General features: G+C 72.0%; 14 protein-coding genes. 10 read left to right on the top strand and 4 right to left on the bottom strand.

Going from position 1 to position 16,525, the window contains the following annotated elements; genetic code table 11:
• Position 1: 1 nt before the first annotated feature.
• From P696_RS0138010 to P696_RS50870, 3 genes are all read right to left on the bottom strand, one after another.
• Positions 2–790, bottom strand: a complete 789-nt coding sequence (locus P696_RS0138010) for a glucose 1-dehydrogenase (RefSeq protein WP_211245961.1) — start codon at positions 788–790, stop codon at positions 2–4.
• A gap of 247 nt (positions 791–1,037) precedes the next feature.
• A complete protein-coding gene (locus P696_RS50865) occupies positions 1,038–1,937 on the bottom strand; it encodes a helix-turn-helix domain-containing protein (RefSeq protein ID WP_051468786.1) in 900 nt (299 codons plus the stop codon).
• Between the two features lie 261 nt (positions 1,938–2,198).
• Positions 2,199–3,671, bottom strand: a complete 1,473-nt coding sequence (locus P696_RS50870) for an MFS transporter (RefSeq protein WP_084338829.1) — start codon at positions 3,669–3,671, stop codon at positions 2,199–2,201.
• A 318-nt stretch (positions 3,672–3,989) separates the two neighbouring features.
• On the opposite strand from P696_RS50870, the gene P696_RS0138025 reads away from it, so the two are divergent.
• From P696_RS0138025 to P696_RS0138055, 7 genes are all read left to right on the top strand, one after another.
• The gene (locus P696_RS0138025; RefSeq protein WP_026416417.1) at positions 3,990–4,856 is read left to right on the top strand and encodes an LLM class F420-dependent oxidoreductase; all 867 of its coding nucleotides are present in this window, start codon (positions 3,990–3,992) and stop codon (positions 4,854–4,856) included.
• Positions 4,853–5,446, top strand: a complete 594-nt coding sequence (locus tag P696_RS53385; protein ID WP_051468788.1) for a nuclear transport factor 2 family protein — start codon at positions 4,853–4,855, stop codon at positions 5,444–5,446. Before P696_RS0138025 ends, P696_RS53385 begins: the two co-directional genes overlap by 4 nt.
• Positions 5,443–5,940, top strand: a complete 498-nt coding sequence (locus tag P696_RS50880) for a nuclear transport factor 2 family protein (protein WP_084338833.1) — start codon at positions 5,443–5,445, stop codon at positions 5,938–5,940. Before P696_RS53385 ends, P696_RS50880 begins: the two co-directional genes overlap by 4 nt.
• Positions 5,941–5,958: 18 nt before the next feature.
• Entirely contained in the window at positions 5,959–7,395 is a 1,437-nt protein-coding gene (locus P696_RS0138040) for an ankyrin repeat domain-containing protein (protein WP_026416418.1), read from the top strand.
• A 153-nt stretch (positions 7,396–7,548) separates the two neighbouring features.
• Positions 7,549–7,857: a muconolactone Delta-isomerase family protein gene (locus P696_RS0138045; RefSeq protein WP_026416419.1), complete on the top strand. Its 309-nt coding sequence runs from the start codon at positions 7,549–7,551 to the stop codon at positions 7,855–7,857.
• A gap of 11 nt (positions 7,858–7,868) precedes the next feature.
• Complete coding sequence (locus P696_RS0138050) at positions 7,869–8,561, top strand: EthD domain-containing protein (RefSeq protein ID WP_026416420.1); 693 nt, start codon at positions 7,869–7,871, stop codon at positions 8,559–8,561.
• 28 nt (positions 8,562–8,589) lie between these two features.
• Entirely contained in the window at positions 8,590–9,387 is a 798-nt protein-coding gene (locus P696_RS0138055; protein ID WP_051468791.1) for an SDR family oxidoreductase, read from the top strand.
• Positions 9,388–9,460: 73 nt separating this feature from the next.
• On the opposite strand, the gene P696_RS0138060 is transcribed toward P696_RS0138055, so the two are convergent.
• A complete protein-coding gene (locus tag P696_RS0138060; RefSeq protein ID WP_157430174.1) occupies positions 9,461–10,882 on the bottom strand; it encodes a trehalose-6-phosphate synthase in 1,422 nt (473 codons plus the stop codon).
• Between the two features lie 433 nt (positions 10,883–11,315).
• On the opposite strand from P696_RS0138060, the gene P696_RS0138065 reads away from it, so the two are divergent.
• The 3 genes from P696_RS0138065 (at position 11,316) to P696_RS0138075 (ending at position 16,449) form a co-directional block, all read left to right on the top strand.
• Positions 11,316–13,280: an alpha-1,4-glucan--maltose-1-phosphate maltosyltransferase gene (locus P696_RS0138065; protein WP_026416423.1), complete on the top strand. Its 1,965-nt coding sequence runs from the start codon at positions 11,316–11,318 to the stop codon at positions 13,278–13,280.
• 65 nt (positions 13,281–13,345) lie between these two features.
• Positions 13,346–15,019, top strand: a complete 1,674-nt coding sequence (treS, locus tag P696_RS50885; RefSeq protein WP_084338939.1) for a maltose alpha-D-glucosyltransferase — start codon at positions 13,346–13,348, stop codon at positions 15,017–15,019.
• A complete protein-coding gene (locus tag P696_RS0138075) occupies positions 15,016–16,449 on the top strand; it encodes a maltokinase N-terminal cap-like domain-containing protein (RefSeq protein ID WP_084338835.1) in 1,434 nt (477 codons plus the stop codon). Before treS ends, P696_RS0138075 begins: the two co-directional genes overlap by 4 nt.
• The last annotated feature ends 76 nt before the right edge of the window (positions 16,450–16,525 follow it).

The following is a 16,525-nucleotide window of genomic DNA, read 5'->3' on the forward strand; positions in this document are numbered from 1 at the left end:
GTCACCCCTCGGGGCCGAGGGCCAGGTAGCCGCCGTCCACGGCCAGGTCACTGCCGGTGATGAAGGACGCGTCGGACGAGCACAGGAACGCGACCGCGCGGGCGACCTCCTCGGCGTCACCGACCCGGCCGAGCGCCTGGTAGGAGCCCGCCATCCGGTCGGCGGCCCGGCGGTCCCCGCCCGCCATCGCCCCGATGATCCGGGACCACGTCCACGCGGGCGACACGCTCACCACTCGGATGCCGTCCTCGGCGAGGTCGCGCGCCGCCGACCGGGTGACCTGGAGCAGGGCCGCCTTGGAGGCGTTGTAGACCCACCGCCCGGCCTGTGCGCGGTGGCCGCTGACGCTCGCGACGTTGACCACGACACCGCCGCCGCGCCGCCTCATCAGCGCACGGCACTCCTGCGTCATCATCACGGCGGCGACCACGTTCACCTCGTACGAGCGCAGCCAGGTCGCCGTGTCCGCCGAGGCCCCGCCGTCCGCGGGCTCGACGGCGTTGTTGACGAGCAGGTCCACTCCGCCGAAGGTGTCCACCGAGGCGCGCACGGCGGTGGCGCGCCCGGCCGGGTCGGCGACGTCGGCGGGCACGAACGCGGCCCGCCTGCCCAGCCTTCCGGCCAGTTCCTTCCCGGCCCCCTCCTCGACGTCCAGGACCAGCACGCGGGCCCCGCGCGCGACCAGCTCGGTCGCGATCGCCGCGCCGATGCTGCGCGCGCCGCCGGTGACGATCGCCACCTTGCCGCCCAGGTCGTCCCGCACGGCGGGTCCCGGCTCTCCCACGTCCACAGACAGGCTCCCCTCGTAGCGCCCGGCCTTCCGAAGATCCCTCCTCGATGGTGCGGACCGGGCGCGGAGGTAGCCAGGGCCCGCCTGCGGCTAGCAGTCGGGTAGCTGGCAGTCCAAGTACCACCCAAACGGACGAGCGGCCCTCCTCGCGGCCCCATCCGTGACCTTCTCCGATCACCGGGAGTGCCCTCGGGGCTGCCCTCGCGGCGCTTCCGTCGCGACTCGCCGGAACCCTGCGGAGCCTCCGTCAGGAGCCTACGTTGTCCCCGTCCGTCTGGGGCTCGTCGGCGGTGAGGACGCCGGCCGCGGCGCCCATCCGCGTGGCCCCGACCACCGCGAGCAGGTCCAGCGCGCCACGTGACGGACTGTCGGCGGGCGCGGTGTAGGTGATGAGGTGCTGGTCGGGTCCGTCCGGCAGCTGGAGGGCGTCGTAGTCGAGGCTGAGCCTGCCGACGACCGGGTGCGCGAACTCCTTGCGCCCGCTGCGCCGGTCCTGCACGTCGTGCCGGGCCCACCAGGTGCGGAACTCCTCGCTCTTCACCGACAGCTCGCCGACCAGCCCGGCGATCATCGGGCAGTCGGGGTTGCGGGCCGCGGCCATGCGCAGGTGCGCGATGCCCTGCCGGGCGACACGTCCCCAGTCGACGTAGAGCTGGCGGGCGGCGGGGTCGCAGAACGCGTGCCACAGCATGTTCCGCTGCCCAGGGGGAACCGCGCCGAAGTCCATGATCAGAGCGGCCGCCATCGGGTTCCAGGCCAGCACGTCCATCCGGCGGCCGATGACGTAGGCGGGGGTCGTGCCCAGCGTCTCCAGGATCCGGTGCACGGACGGCCGGACCCGTTCGGTCGTGGCGGCCCGGCGCGGCAGGCCCTGGTCGGAGCCCGCCAGCCGGAACAGGTGGTCGCGTTCGTCCACGCTGAGCCGAAGCGCCCGCGCGAGCGAGTCCAGGACGGTCGCCGACGGCCGTCCGCTCTTGCCCTGCTCCAGGCGGATGTAGTAGTCGACGCTGATTCCGGCGAGCTGCGCGACCTCGGCCCTGCGCAGGCCCGGCGAACGCCGCTGTCCGGGCGGCAGCCCGAAGTCCTCGGGCTGGAGCCGGTCCCGGCGGGAACGGAGGAAGTCCGCGAGTTCTCGGTTGACGTTCATGGCTTCCAGTGTGGCCGACGAGCCCGTCCGGCACAGGACCCTGGCTGGTCTCGCCAGTACCAGCCCCGCCGCTGCCAGCCCCCACGCCCACCTGGCACGGCGACACGACACCGATCCCCGGCAGGCCGTCACAGCACCAGGCCCGGCAAGCCGACGCGGGCGGGCGGGCGGCCCGTGGTGGACCGCCCGCACGCCCGTGTCGGCACGTGGTCGCGGGATGCTCCGCGCTGAGAGGCGTGAGTCTCGGAGAGTGTGCGCCGGTCAGGCACCGTCGCCGACGGCGGCCGGAACACCGTCCGGCTCACGGGCGGCCGAGCGCTTCGCCGAACCCGCGACGAGCATGATGACCGCCGCGCCGACGAACGCCGCCAGGGCGGCCGTCAGGTACGCGGAGTGGTAGCCCTTCAGAACCTGCGCGTCCCCGGTGCCCGTGGTGGACGCGGTGGCGACGGCGACCAGGGCGACGGTGCCGATGCTCGCGCCGAACTGCTGGGCGGTGTTGTTGAACGCGCTCGCCACGCCGTGGATGCGTTCGGGGACGCCGCTGAGCGAGGCGACGGTCAGGGCGGCGTAGCAGAAGCCCTGGCCGGTGCCCATGATCGCGACACCGGGGAGGTAGTCCAGCAGGTAGTCGCCGTCCGGCCGGGACAGCATGAAGACCAGCAGGCCCACGCCGATGGTGACGGTGCCGGCCGCCATCAGCACGCGCGCGCTGACGCCGCGGCTGAGCAGCTTCCCGGCGAGGTTGGCGGTGATGATGACGGTGATGCTCATCGGCACCAGGCCGAGCCCCGACTCCAGCGGCGAGAAGCCGAGGATGCCCTGCATGTAGAGCGGGGAGAAGAACAGCAGCGCGATCACGACGCCGAAGAACACGACGGCCGCGACCGTGGACGCCCGCACCGACCGCGAACGGAACAGCTCCATCGGCAGCAGCGGCTCGGCGGTGCGCCGCTCCCACAGCACGAACGCGGCGACGAGGACCGCTCCGGCGGCCAGCCCGCCGATCGTCCCGGCGTCCGACCAGCCCGCGTCGGCGCTGCGGTTCACGCCGAACACCACCAGCAGCAGCCCGGCCGTGACCAGCACCGCGCCGGGCACGTCGAGCGGACGGTCGTGGCGGACGCCCGCGGGCAGGACGGTGCGCGCGCCGACGAACACCAGCGCGCCGACGACCGCGTTGAACACGAACACCGAGCGCCAGCCGGACAGCCCGGTCAGGACTCCGCCGGAGATCAGTCCGGCGGAGAAGCTTCCCGCGCCGACCGAGGTGTAGACCCCGATGGCCTTGTTCCGCAGCGGCCCCTCGGGGAAGACCTGGGTGAGCAGGGCCAGCGCGGACGGCACCGAGAACGCCGCGCCGACGCCCTGGAAGGCGCGTGCGACGATCAGCGAGCCCGCGTTGGGCGCGACCGCCGAGGCCAGCGCGCCGACGGTGAACACGGCGATGCCGAGCGCGAAGATCGCGCGCCTGCTGAACACGTCGGCGAGCCGCCCGCCGAGCAGCAGGAACCCGCCGAAGGTGACCGCGTAACCGGTCACCATCCACTGCAGGGTCGTCGCGGAGATGGCCAGGTCCTTGCCGATGTCGGGCAGCGCCGCGTTGACCACCGCCAGGCTGCTCTGGTCCAGCCCGATCGCGGACGAGATGACCACCAGTGACCAGAACTGGCGTCGGGAGAAGCGAGCCCGGTCCGCACCGGTGGCGCCGACGGTCTCGGTAGGTGCACTCATTACGAGTAGCCGACCTCTCTGCTGCGCAAACGGAATCCTTCGACCGTCATCATTCACGCGGCGAAGTGAGCCAGCCAGTGCCCCCTTAGTGGTAGTAATCGCGAAACCAGCAACGCCGATACCATCCTCTTTTCAACCCTTCCGAACATCTTCCGAAGTTGCCAGAGTCGCATCGGAACGGCACCTTCCGCTGGCCTCCCCACCGCCGGGCCGCCACGCTGAAATAGCTGGCGCCAAAGCGGGCGACGGGCAGCCGACAAAAGGCGCCGGGCCACAGCCGTCCGTGATTCTGGAACCGACCGAAGGAGTCCGAGCGAAATGAAATTCGGCGTCGAAACATTCATCTCGACAGAGACCGCGAGGTCCGGCGAACGGGCGATCGACCCGGTGGAGCTCGCCCGTGCCGTCGAGGAACGTGGCTTCGAGTCCCTCTTCATCGCCGACCACACGCATGTGCCGGTGGACAGCTTGGAGTACCCGGGCCCGGAGAGCGAGACGATCCCGAACTACTTCTACTCGATGCTCGACCCGATCGTCACGCTGACCGCCGCCGCGGCGGCGACCGAGCGGCTGGTGCTCGGCACGGGTGTGCTGCTGGTGCCGATGCGCGACCCGATCCTCACCGCCAAGCAGGTCGCCACCCTGGACGTCCTGTCGGGCGGCCGGTTCGTGATGGGCATCGGAGCGGGCTGGAACGCCCCGGAGGCCGCCTCGCACGGAGTGGACCCGAAGCGCCGGTTCGGCGTCATGCGCGAGCGCGTCGAGGCGATGAAGGCGATCTGGACGCAGGAGGTCGCCGAGTACCACGGCAAGTACGTCGACTTCCCGCCGCTGTACGCCTGGCCGAAGCCCGCTCAGCGGCCGCACCCGCCGATCCTGATCGGCGGGTGGGCCGACGCGGTGCTGCGCCGGATCGTCGACTACGGCGACGGCTGGTTCGCACCGAACCTGTGGCCGGTCTCCGAGGTCGCCACGACCTACGCGCGGCTGTGCGACATGGCCGCCGAGGCGGGGAGGGAGCGCCCCTCCCTGAGCGTCTTCCTGCCGGAGCAGCGGCGCGACGAGATCGAGGAGGCGGCCGAGCTGAAGCCCGACCGCGCCATGTTCTACACCGACCCGCTCCCCCGCGACGCCATGCTCCGCAAGCTCGACACGTGGGCGGCGCTGACCGAGGGCCACGAGTGACCGCCCCGAACGCGACGACCGGCGTGGACGGCGACACGCGGTCCGCCACGGACGCGACGGCCGGTGCCGACGGCACGACGGGGCCCGCCGCGGACGCCGAGGCCGGGTCCGGGCGTCCGCGCACGCTGCGGGACCTGCTGGACGCGCACGAGGTCGAGCAGGCCGTGCTGCGGCTCGGCTGGCTGGTGGACGGCCGCGACTGGGACAGGCTGACCGCCCTGTTCGCCGACACCGTGACCGAGGACAACACCTCCCTGTGGGGCGGCGAGCCGGTCACCGAGGCCGGGACCGCGCTGGTGGAGCGGTGGCGGGCCGTGCTGTCGGGCACCGACGCGAGCCAGCACCTGATCACCGGCGTCCTGTCGGAGGTCGGCGACGGCGCCGCCGTGGCCACCGCGAACGTCGTCATCGTCGTCCGACGCGCCGACCACCTGGGCGGACCGCTGTGGGCGTGCGGCGGCCGGTACCGGATGGAGCTCGCCGCTTCCGCCGGAGGGTGGCGGATCACGTCCTTCACGCTCACCGCCGCGTGGACGGCGGGAAACCCGAACGTCATCACCGGCGCCCCGCGACCGCAGGAGGAAGCATGACCGCACCCGACACGACCCGCGCCCCTGACGCCACCCGCGACACGATCCGTGACTCCACCCGCACGACGACGCCCGACGAGAACCTCGCCCTCGTCCGCCGCTTCTACGAGGCCTACGGCCGCTACGACCTCGACGCGATGCGGGAGACCCTCGCGCCGGACATCTCCTGGCACATTCCGGGGCGGCATCCGCTGGCCGGAACCCACCACGGCCTCGACGAGCTGATGGCCTTCTTCGGTGAGCTCGCCCGGTCCGCTTTCAAGGCCGAGGTGCTCTACCTGGGCGCGGACGAGAACTACGTGGTGGACCTGCACCGGGGCTGGAGCAACCGCGAGGACGGCGACGACCTCGACCAGGTCTGGGTGCTCGTCTACCAGATCCGCGACGGCCGCATCGCCGAGGTGCGCGATTTCGCCTCCGACCAGGCCGCGGCGGACGACTTCTTCAACCGGCACCACCGGCTCGCGCCGATCGACCGGCGTCTGGCCGGCTGACCCTGTCAGGAGGAACCGATGAGCACCATGAACACCCGCCAGGTCGTCGAGCGGTACTTCACGAGCCTCGAGCGGGGCGACCTCGACGACGCGCTGGCGCTGCTGGCCGACGACATCGACTTCGAGCTTCCGGTGGACGAGTGGAACGCGGTCATCCCCTACCTCGGCCGCCACGTCGGGATCGAGGCGGTGCGGCGGGCGTTCGCCGTGCGCGGCGAGACCACCGAGGTCCTGGACTACGAGTTGCGGGACCTGCGGGCCGAGGGCGACACCGCCTTCGCCCTCATCTACACCCGCGCCCGGCAGACGCGCACGTTGCGAGAGTTCGAGATCGAGGACTCGCACCGCCTCGTCGTCGGCCCCGAGGGCAAGATCACCCACTGGAAGGTCTACTTCGACCCCAACACCGAGGTCGCCGCGTTCAACGCCGACCTCGGCGAGCGGCTCGTCGCGGCGGTGTGGGCCGGTGACGTGGCGCAGGTCGGCGAGCTGCTGCGCGACGGCGCTCATGCGGACCGCCGCGACCCGGGCAGCGGCCTGACCCCGCTGATGATCGCGGCGGGCCGGGCGGACGCCGCGCTCGTCCGCCAGCTCCTCGACGCGGGCGCCGACGTGTACGCCGCCGACAGCCGCGCCGGGACGACCGCGCTGCACAAGGCGTGCCAAGGCGGCAGCCTCGCGGTCGTGCGGGCGCTGGTGGAGGCGGGGGCGTTCGTGGATGCGGTCGCCCCGACGACCGGTCACACGCCCCTGATGGATGCGCTCTGGTACAAGTATCCCGACATCGCCAAGTACCTGCTCGACCAGGGCGCGGGGCTGGGCTTGTCGACGCACTACGGGTTCTCCCTCAAGGAGCACTTCGAGTACGAGCTGAACGTCAACACGCACGGCAAAGACCTGCTGCTCCAGGCGGAGCGGCACATCAGGCAGCGCGAGCAGGACGACGCGCGCAAGGCCGAGTCGCAGCGGCTCATGACCGCCGTCACCGCCGGCGACGCCGAGGCCGTCCGCGCGCTGTTGCAGTCGGGGGCCCGGGTGGACGAGCGCTTCCCCGTCGTCAACGGCTTCAACGACGCGCACACGCCGCTGCTGGTCGCGTCCCGGGACGGGCACACCGAGGCGGCCAGGCTGCTGCTGGAGGCGGGCGCGGACGTCAACGCCACCGAGCCGACCTTCGGCGCGGTCCCGCTGCACAAGGCCGTCTACAACGGGCACGTCGAGCTGACCAGGTTGATCGCGAACTGGCCGGGCGTGGACCTGGACTACCAGGGCCCGACCAACGGCTACACCCCGCTGCACGACGCCCTGTGGCACGGCTACGAGGAGTGCGCCGACGTGCTGGTCAAGGCGGGCGCGCGCCTGGACCTGGTCGGCCACGACGGCAAGACGCCGCGTGACGTGGCCGTGGACACCTTCGGCGCCGACCACCCACTGGTCTCCCGGCTCACCGCCTGACCACCGGGCGGGCATCCGACCCCGCCCGCCGGGTGCCCGCCGTCCCGCTGCGGGCGGCAGCCGCTCAGCGCACCGCCCGCCGCGCACATCGCCCGCGCACATCGCACGCACGCACATCGCTTGCACATCGTCACGTTCGGAGGTCGCTTCGCCATGCTCTTCTACGTCCAGATGAAGTGGAACCACGAGGGCCGCATCACGCTCGACGAGCTCTGGGAGATCGAGCAGGAGGAGGCCGAGCACGCCCAGGAGACCGTGGACTCCGGCTTCTGCGTCGGGATCTGGAAGGTCGCCGCCCAGAAGCGAGTGATCGCGATCATCGACTCGCCCGACGCCGAGGAGCTGGACCGCACCGCGCTCGGCCGGCTGCCGATGCGCGAGTACCTGGAGTTCGAGGAGGTCTGGCCGCTGCGCGACTACCTGGGCTTCGCCGACGACGTCAAGTCCCGCTACAAGGTCTGAGAGGTTCGGTCATGATCCACCAACTGATTTTCGCCGCGCCCAAGCCGGGCATGTCCGAGGCCGAGTTCCAGCGCTACTGGCTGGAGGAGCACGCGGTCCGGTACGCCAGCAAGATCCCGCAGATCCGCCGGTACGCCGTGGACACCCGGATCGCCGAGCCCGGCGAGGCCGAGCCGCTGTGGGGCGGCGTCGCCGAGATCTGGCTCGCCGACGAGGAGGAGCAGCTCGCCTCGCTCCAGACCCCCGAGTTCCTGGAGGGCGCGCGTCCGGACGAGCCCAGGTGGGCCGCGTTCTGGCGGACGGTCGTCCTGGACACCGACACCGACACCGTGCTGCAGGGCGACGCGGCGGGCGCCGACCGGCCGTCCGTCAAGGCGCTCGTGCTGGTCAAGCGCAGGGAGGGGATGTCGACCGAGGCGTTCCGGCGGCACAGCCGCGAGACCCACGCGCCGGTCGTCCGCCGGGTCCCCGGCCTGCTCGGCGCCGAGCAGTCCTTCACTCGCGACTCGTGGTACGCGATCAGCGAGCCCCCGTTCGACGCCGCCTACCACCTGTGGTTCGAGGACGCCGCCGCACTGCGGGCGGCCCTGCGCTCCCCCGAGTACGCGGCCGTCGAGGCCGACCGCAAGAACTTCGTGAACGAGCGCTACGTGCACTCGCTCGCCCTGACGCGGCACTGGGTCATCGGACCCGAGGCGCGCTGACCCCCGGCGACTCCCAGGAAGGGCACCCATGTCCGCTCAACCCGAACTGCGCCCGGCCCCGTCCGCGCCGAGCGTTCCCTTCGAAGGCCGTGTCGCGGTCGTGACCGGCGCGTCCAGCGGCATCGGCGCGGCCACCGCACGGCGGCTCGCCGAGTCCGGCGCGGCGGTGGTCCTGCTGGCCCGCCGCTCGGGCTCGATCGAGGACACCGCGCGGGAGCTGCGCGCCGGCGGCACGACGGCCCTCGCCGTCCAGGCCGACGTGACGTCGGTCGAGTCCCTGGAGCAGGCGGCCCGCGACATCGTCGAGCAGGTCGGCACGCCCGACCTGCTGGTCAACAACGCCGGGACGATGTACCCGGGGCCGTTGGAGGAGCGACGGCTCGCCGAATGGCGGTCGATGCTCGACACCAACGTCCTGGGCCTGCTCCAGACCACCGGTGTGTTCATCGGGCACCTGCTGGAGGCGGCGTCGGCGGGCCGCCAGGTCGACCTGGTGAACATCTCCTCGATCGCCGGGACCCGGATGTTCCCGCCGGAGTACGCGGTCTACAGCGCTTCCAAGGCGGCGGTCAACGCCGTCTCCGAGTCGCTGCGCAACGAGCTCGGCCCGCAGGGGATCCGGGTGAGCGACCTCCAGCCGGGGCTGGTGGCCACCGAGATCGGCGACCACACGCCCCGCGCGGACTCCAAGGAGGCGATCGCCCAGCTGTTCGTCGACCACAAGCCCCTCACCCCGGACGAGGTCGCCGAGGTCATCGCGTTCGTGGTCAGCAGGCCCGCGCACATCAACCTGCCGCACCTGGTGGTGACTCCCGTCAGCCAGTGAGACGTTCCCGAGGAGAAGGCAGGGGCCGGTGGCCGCCGGGCGGCCACCGGCCCCTGCCTTCTCTCGCACCGGGTCAGGACGCGGTCTCGCGGGCCCCGGGGGCACGGCCCACGGTGAGCGCGCGCAGGAAGGACGCGGCCCAGTGGGTGGAGTCGTGGCGGGTCACGGCGGCGCGCATGCGGCGCATGCGGTCGCGCAGCTCGTGCTGCGGGGCGGCCATGGCCTCGGCCAGCGTGCGCCGCAGCCGGGCGGTGTCGTGCGGGTTGACCACGAACGCGCCGTCCAGGTCGTCGGCGACCCCGGCGAACTCGCTGAGCACGACGGCCCCACCGAGGTCCGCGCGGGCGGCGACGTACTCCTTGGCCAGCAGGCCCGCCACGTCGTGCATGGGGGTGACGGTCATGACGTCCGCGGCGAGGTAGAGGGCGGCGAGCTGGTCGCGGTCCACGGCGCGGTGCAGGTAGTGGACCGACGGGCTGGTGAGCCGGGCGCTCTCGCCGTTGACCCGCCCGACGAGGCGCTCGATCTCGGCGCGGGCCCGGCGATGGCGCTCGGCGCGGTCACGGCGCGGCTCGGTGATCTGGACGAGGACGGCGTCGTCCTGGTCCTCTCCCAGGCCGCCGAACGCGACCAGCCGCCGTCCGACACCCCAGATCTCGTCCAGGCCGTCAACGCCGAGCAGCAGGCGGCGTGGCTGGCGCAGCCGGGCACGCAGTCGCGCGGCCTGGCGGCGGACCTCGGGACGGGCGGCCAGCGCGGCCAGCCCCGCGGCGTCCACCGCCCCGGCGAACGCGCCGACCGACACCACCCGCCCGTTGTAGGGGATCTGGTCGGCGTAGACGCGCACGCCCAGCAGCCTGCGGCAGAGCCGGTTGAACTCGGTGACGGCTCGGGGCCGCTGGAACCCGACCAGGTCCGCGCCGAGCAGGCCGCGCAGGATCTGCTCGCGCCACGGCAGCCGCACGAACAGCTCGGCCGGCGGGAACGGCGCGTGCAGGAAGAATCCGATCCTCAGGTCGGGGCGTAGCCGCCGCAGAATCGCGGGGACGAGCTGGAGCTCGTAGTCCTGCACCCACACGACCGCCCCCTCGGCGGCGGCAGCGGCGGCGGCGCGGGCGTAGCGCTCGTTGAGCCGGACGTGGGCCGTCCACGACCGCTCCCCGAACGTCGGCTGCGTCGCCAGGTCGTAGTACAGCGGCCGCAGGACTCCGTCGGCGAAGTCCAACGCGAGCGCCGTCTCGTCGGTGTCGGGCAGCGCCACCGCCCGCGTCCGGACCTCGTCGCCGGTCGGCGACCCGCTGACTCGTCCCGCAACCCCGCCGCCGTCCCAGCCGACCCAGACGCCGCCGTGCTCGCGCATCGTCCGGGCCAGTGCGCCGCCCAGGCTCGCCGGGCCGTCGTGCCAGGCGGGCGCCCCGGACGCGTCCGCCGTGTCCCCCACCGGCAGCCGGTGGGTCACCATGACCAGTCCACCGCGTCCCATCCGCGATTGCATCGACCGCTCCTCACCATTCCGCCGGGCCGGAATACACTCCGCAGGAAGAATCGCACAGGCATCCTTACTGGAGAAATACCTGCAGTGGGGTACGGCCAGTACCAGCCTGGCCGAAGCTAGGCACTGCGGAATCTCCTACGGCCGGCGAACGTGATACAGAATGGCTTGCGTAACCCGGCGGAACCTCGCCGGAACGAGGGTCCCCCCACCCTCGGGAGTGCCGCCCGGCACAGCCGGCGGGCGGGACGCGTCGCCCCCGTGCGCGTCCCGCCCGCCACCCCAGAGATCGTCCACATCCACCTGCGCCGGACCGGTGGAAATTGCCGCCACTGGCCCAAGTTAACTCAATCGAAATCCCGGGCTCGCGCCGCGACCAACGCCCCCGTCATTATCCGGAAAGGAAGGCGCTAACACTCGGGAAGGAGTAGACGCGGTGAACGGACGACTCTGTATCGACCGGATTTTCCCGGTCGTGGACGGCGGGCGCCATCCGGCGAAGGCGGTCACCGGCGAGCCACTGCCGGTGGCGGCGACGGTGTGGCGGGAGGGGCACGGCGCGGTCGGCGCCGCGGTGGTGTGGACGGGCCCCGCCCCGGCCTCGCGCACGACCGTCCCGATGACCCGCGACCCGGAGGACGAGGACCGGTGGCACGCCGAGGTCACCGCCGACCGGCCGGGAGCGTGGACCTTCCGGATCGAGGCGTGGAGCGACCCGTGGGCGGACTGGCGCGCGGCGGTGACCGCGAAGGTCGCCGACGGCCAGGGCGCGGACGAGCTGCGCAACGACCTGGAGACCGGCGCGCGGCTGCTGGACCGCGCGGCGCGGCGGCCGAACCCGGAGCGGCGCCGCGTCCTGGTCGCGGCCGCCGCCACGCTCCGGGCCGAGGGCCTGCTGCTGACCGAACGGCTCGCGCCCGCGCTCGGCGACGACGTCCGGCGGATCCTGGCGGACGCGCCGCTCCGCGACCTGCTCACGCGGAGCCGCCGCCATCGCGTCTGGGCGGACCGGAGCCGCGCACTGTTCGGGTCCTGGTACGAGATGTTCCCCCGCTCGACGGGCGGCGTGGACGCCTCGGGACGCCCCGTGCACGGCACGTTCGCGACGGCGGCCGAGGACCTGCCGCGCATCGCCGCGATGGGCTTCGACGTGGTGTACCTGCCGCCCGTCCACCCCATCGGCGAGACCCACCGCAAGGGGCGCAACAACGCGCTGGTCGCCGAGCCCGGCGACGTCGGCTCCCCGTGGGCGGTGGGCTCGGCGCTCGGCGGCCACGACGCGCTCCACCCCGACCTCGGCACGTTCCACGACTTCGCCCGCTTCGTCGGCCGCGCCCGCGAACTCGGCATGGAAGTGGCACTCGACCTGGCCTTCCAGTGCGCCCCCGACCACCCGTGGGTCCGCGAGCACCCCGAGTGGTTCGTCACCCGGCCGGACGGCACCATCGCCTACGCCGAGAACCCGCCCAAGCGCTACCAGGACATCCATCCGCTGAGCTTCGACCGTGACCCCGAGGGCCTGAGCGAGGAGCTCCTGCGGATCGTCCTGTTCTGGATCGGGCACGGCGTGCGCGTGTTCCGGGTGGACAACCCCCACACCAAGCCGCCCGTGTTCTGGCAGTGGCTGATCGAGCAGGTGCGGCGCCACCATCCGGACGTGCTGTTCCTCGCTGAGGCGTTCACCCGCCCGGTGGTGCTCGAGGGCCTGGCCAAGCTCGGCTTCAGCCAGTCCTACACCTACTTCACCTGGCGCACGGAGAAGGGCGAGCTGGAGGACTACCTCACCGAACTCGCCGGGTCGACGCACTTCCTGCGCCCCAACTTCTTCGTCAACACCCCTGACATCCTGCACCGCAGTCTTCAGATCGGCGGTCCCAACATGTTCGCCATCCGCGCGGCGCTCGCCGCGACCATGTCCCCGACGTGGGGCGTCTACTCCGGCTTCGAGCTGTACGAGGACAAGCCGCTGGAGGACGACGGCGAGGAGTACCTCGACTCGGAGAAGTACCAGCTGCGGCCGCGCGACCACGCCCGCGCACGGGCGGCGGGACGCTCCCTGGAACCGCTGCTGACCCGCCTCAACGAGATCCGCCGGGACCACCCGGCGCTGCAGCAGCTTCGCTCGGTGCGCGTCCACAAGGTGGACAACGACGCGCTGACCGCCTTCTCCAAGACCGACCCGGTGACCGGCGACGCCGTGCTGTGCGTGGTCACCCTCGACCCGTTCGCCGCCGAGGAGGGAACGGTCTGGCTCGACCCGGCCGACCTCGGACTCGCCCCGGCGGGCGGCGTCGTCCGCGAGGAGCTGACCGGCGAGCGGGTCGAACTGGGCGTGGCGAATCCGGTGAAGTTCGAGCCGTGGAACGGCGTCGTCCGGATCTTCGCGGTGGAGCGGTCGTGAGCCGCCTGTACGCCAACGGCGTGATCACCGAGCCCCGGTCCGCGGACTTCACCGTCGCGCGCGCGATGCCGGTCGAGCCCGGCTGGTTCAAGCGGGCGGTCTTCTACGAGGTGCTGATCCGCGCGTTCGACGACGCCAACGGCGACGGGCAGGGCGACCTCGCCGGTCTCACCCGCCGCCTGGACTACCTGCAGTGGCTCGGTATCGACTGCGTCTGGCTGCTGCCGTTCTACCCCTCCCCCCAGCGCGACGGCGGCTACGACATCGCCGACTACCGGGCCGTCCTGCCGGACTACGGGCAGATCGAGGACCTCATCGCGTTCGTGGACGCGGCGCACGCGCGCGGGATCAGGGTGATCACCGACCTGGTGATGAACCACACCAGCGACCAGCACCCCTGGTTCCGGGCGTCGCGGTCGGACCCCGACGGCCCGTTCGGTGACTTCTACATGTGGTCCGACACCGACGACAAGTACGCCGAGGCGCGCATCATCTTCGTCGACACCGAAACGTCCAACTGGACCCACGACCCGGTGCGCGGGCAGTACTACTGGCACCGATTCTTCTCCCACCAGCCCGACCTCAACTACGACAACCCCGCCGTCCGGGACGCCATGCTGGAAGTCCTGCGCTTCTGGCTCGACCTGGGCATCGACGGCTTCCGCCTCGACGCCGTCCCCTACCTGTACGCCCGCGAAGGCACCAACTGCGAGAACCTCCTCGAGACGCACGACTTCCTGAAGCTCGTCCGCAAGACGGTCGATGACGAGTATCCGGGGCGCGTGCTGCTGGCCGAGGCGAACCAGTGGCCGGACGACGTGGTGGACTACTTCGGCGACCCGGGCGTGGGCGGGGACGAGTGCCACATGGCGTTCCACTTCCCGGTGATGCCGCGCATCTTCATGGCGGTGCGCCGGGAGCAGCGCTACCCCATCTCCGAGATCATGGCGCAGACCCCCAAGATCCCCGAAAACTGCCAGTGGGGCATCTTCCTGCGCAACCACGACGAGCTGACCCTGGAAATGGTCACCGACGAGGAACGCGACTACATGTACGCGGAGTACGCCAAGGACCCGCGCATGAAGGCCAACATCGGGATCCGCCGGCGGCTGGCACCCCTACTGGACAACGACCGGAACCAGCTGGAACTGTTCACGGCCCTCCTGCTGTCGCTGCCCGGCTCACCCGTCCTGTACTACGGCGACGAGATCGGCATGGGCGACAACATCTGGCTCGGCGACCGCGACGCCGTCCGCACACCCATGCAGTGGACACCCGACCGCAACGCCGGATTCTCGAAGTGCGACCCCGCGCGGCTCTACCTGCCCGCCATCCAGGACGCGATCTACGGGCACCAGGCGGTGAACGTCGAGGCGCAGCGCGACAACCCCGGCTCACTCCTCCACTGGACGCGGCGGATGCTCCAGGTCAGACGGCGGCACGCCGCGTTCGGGCAGGGCACCTTCGAGGAGATCACGTCCGACAACCCGAGCGTCCTCGCCTTCGCGCGCCGCCATGCGGCCAGGCCCGGCGCGGAGGACCTGGTGATCTGCCTGAACAACCTGTCGCGGTTCCCGCAGGCGGTCGAGCTGGACCTGCCCGCGCCGCCCGGATCCGTCCCGGTCGAGCTGACCGGCGGCGTGCCCTTCTCGGCGGTGACCGACCGGCCGTACCACTTCACGCTGCCGGGACACGGCTTCTACTGGTTCACCATCCGCCCGGCGACGGAGTTCGCATGACCCGGAAGCCGCGGGTACCGCTCCCGGCGCGGCTGGACGGCCCCGATCGCGAACGCCTCGACGGCGCGCTCGACGGCTGGCTCCGGCGGCAGCGCTGGTTCGCCGGCAAGGGACGGCCCAGGAGCGGCGCCGAGATCGAGCGGGCGCTGGCCTTCACCGATCCGGACCGGGAGGACGGGCCGCACGGCTGGCTGCTGGTCGTGTCCGCCCGGTTCGGCGACGGCGGCGCGCCTCAGCGGTACTGCGTGCCGCTCGGCGTCCGCGGCGAACCGTCCCGCGCCCTTCCAGGCGACGCGCTGATCACCGCCGCTGACGGGCTGTCCTGGTACGACGCGCTCGGCGACCCGGAACTCGTCGGCGTGCTGACGCGGCGGATCGCGGCGGGCAGGCGCCGGAACGGGATCACCTTCGTCCGGGAGCGGTCGTGCCCGAACGACCTGGCCGCCGCCGCGTCGTCGAGCCGTCCGCTGGGCGCGGAACAGAGCAACACCTCCGTGGTGATCGGCGAGCGGCACGTCCTGAAGGTGTTCCGCCGGCTCAGCCCCGGCGTCAACCCGGACCTGGAACTCCAGCGCGTCCTGGACCGGGCGGGCAGCCGGCACGTTCCGCGGCTGCTGGGGGCGGTCGAGGGCCGGGACGAGGAACCGCCGCTCACCTTCGCGATCATGCAGGAGTACGCGGCGGCGGCCACGGACGGCTGGACGCTCGCGCTCGACGACCTCGACACCCTGCTCACCGGGGGCGAGCCCGCCGCCGCGGCGTTCCCGGCCGAGGCCCGGCTCCTCGGCCGGGCCGTCGCCGCAGTCCACGCCGACCTGGCGGCCGGGCTCGGCACGGACGGGCCCGCGTCCGGCGACGGGGCCGGGCCTGGACCTGAGCTCGTCGCGTCCATGACGGCCACCCTGGACGAGGCTCTGGCCGCCATGCCGTCTCTGGCCTCCGTCGCCGAACCCGCACGCGCGCTGTTCCGGCAACTGGGCTCGGGCCGCGGCTCCGCCGCGCTGCAACGCGTCCATGGCGACCTTCACCTCGGGCAGGTGCTGAAAACGCCGTCCGGCTGGCTTCTCACAGATTTCGAGGGAGAACCGGCGAGACCCGTTTCCGAACGGGTGCGCCCTGCCTCGCCGCTACGCGATGTGGCCGGAATGCTGCGCTCGTTCGACTATGCCGTACGGCATTCTCTCCGCGTCGCCGGAGTCTCTCCCGAATCAGATCGGGAACATCTGGCACTCGGATGGGGATGGAGCGTTCGACAAGCATTCTGCGAGGGCTATCGAGAGCGCGCCGGGCGCGATCCGCGCGACACCCCCGAACTCCTCCGCGCGCACCTGCTCGAAAAGGCACTGTACGAGGTGGCATATGAAATAGGAAACCGTCCCGAATGGGTTGACGTGCCTCTCGCGGCCGTGACCCGACTCCTGTCCGCTTAGCCATCCACCAAACTCATGGAGCTTTATAAGGCTTGCATACTTCGCGTTTCGCGAACATGTCCCTCGTGTCGACACA

This window comes from Actinomadura oligospora ATCC 43269, from assembly GCF_000518265.1.
Classification (GTDB): Bacteria; Actinomycetota; Actinomycetes; order Streptosporangiales; family Streptosporangiaceae; genus Spirillospora; species Spirillospora oligospora.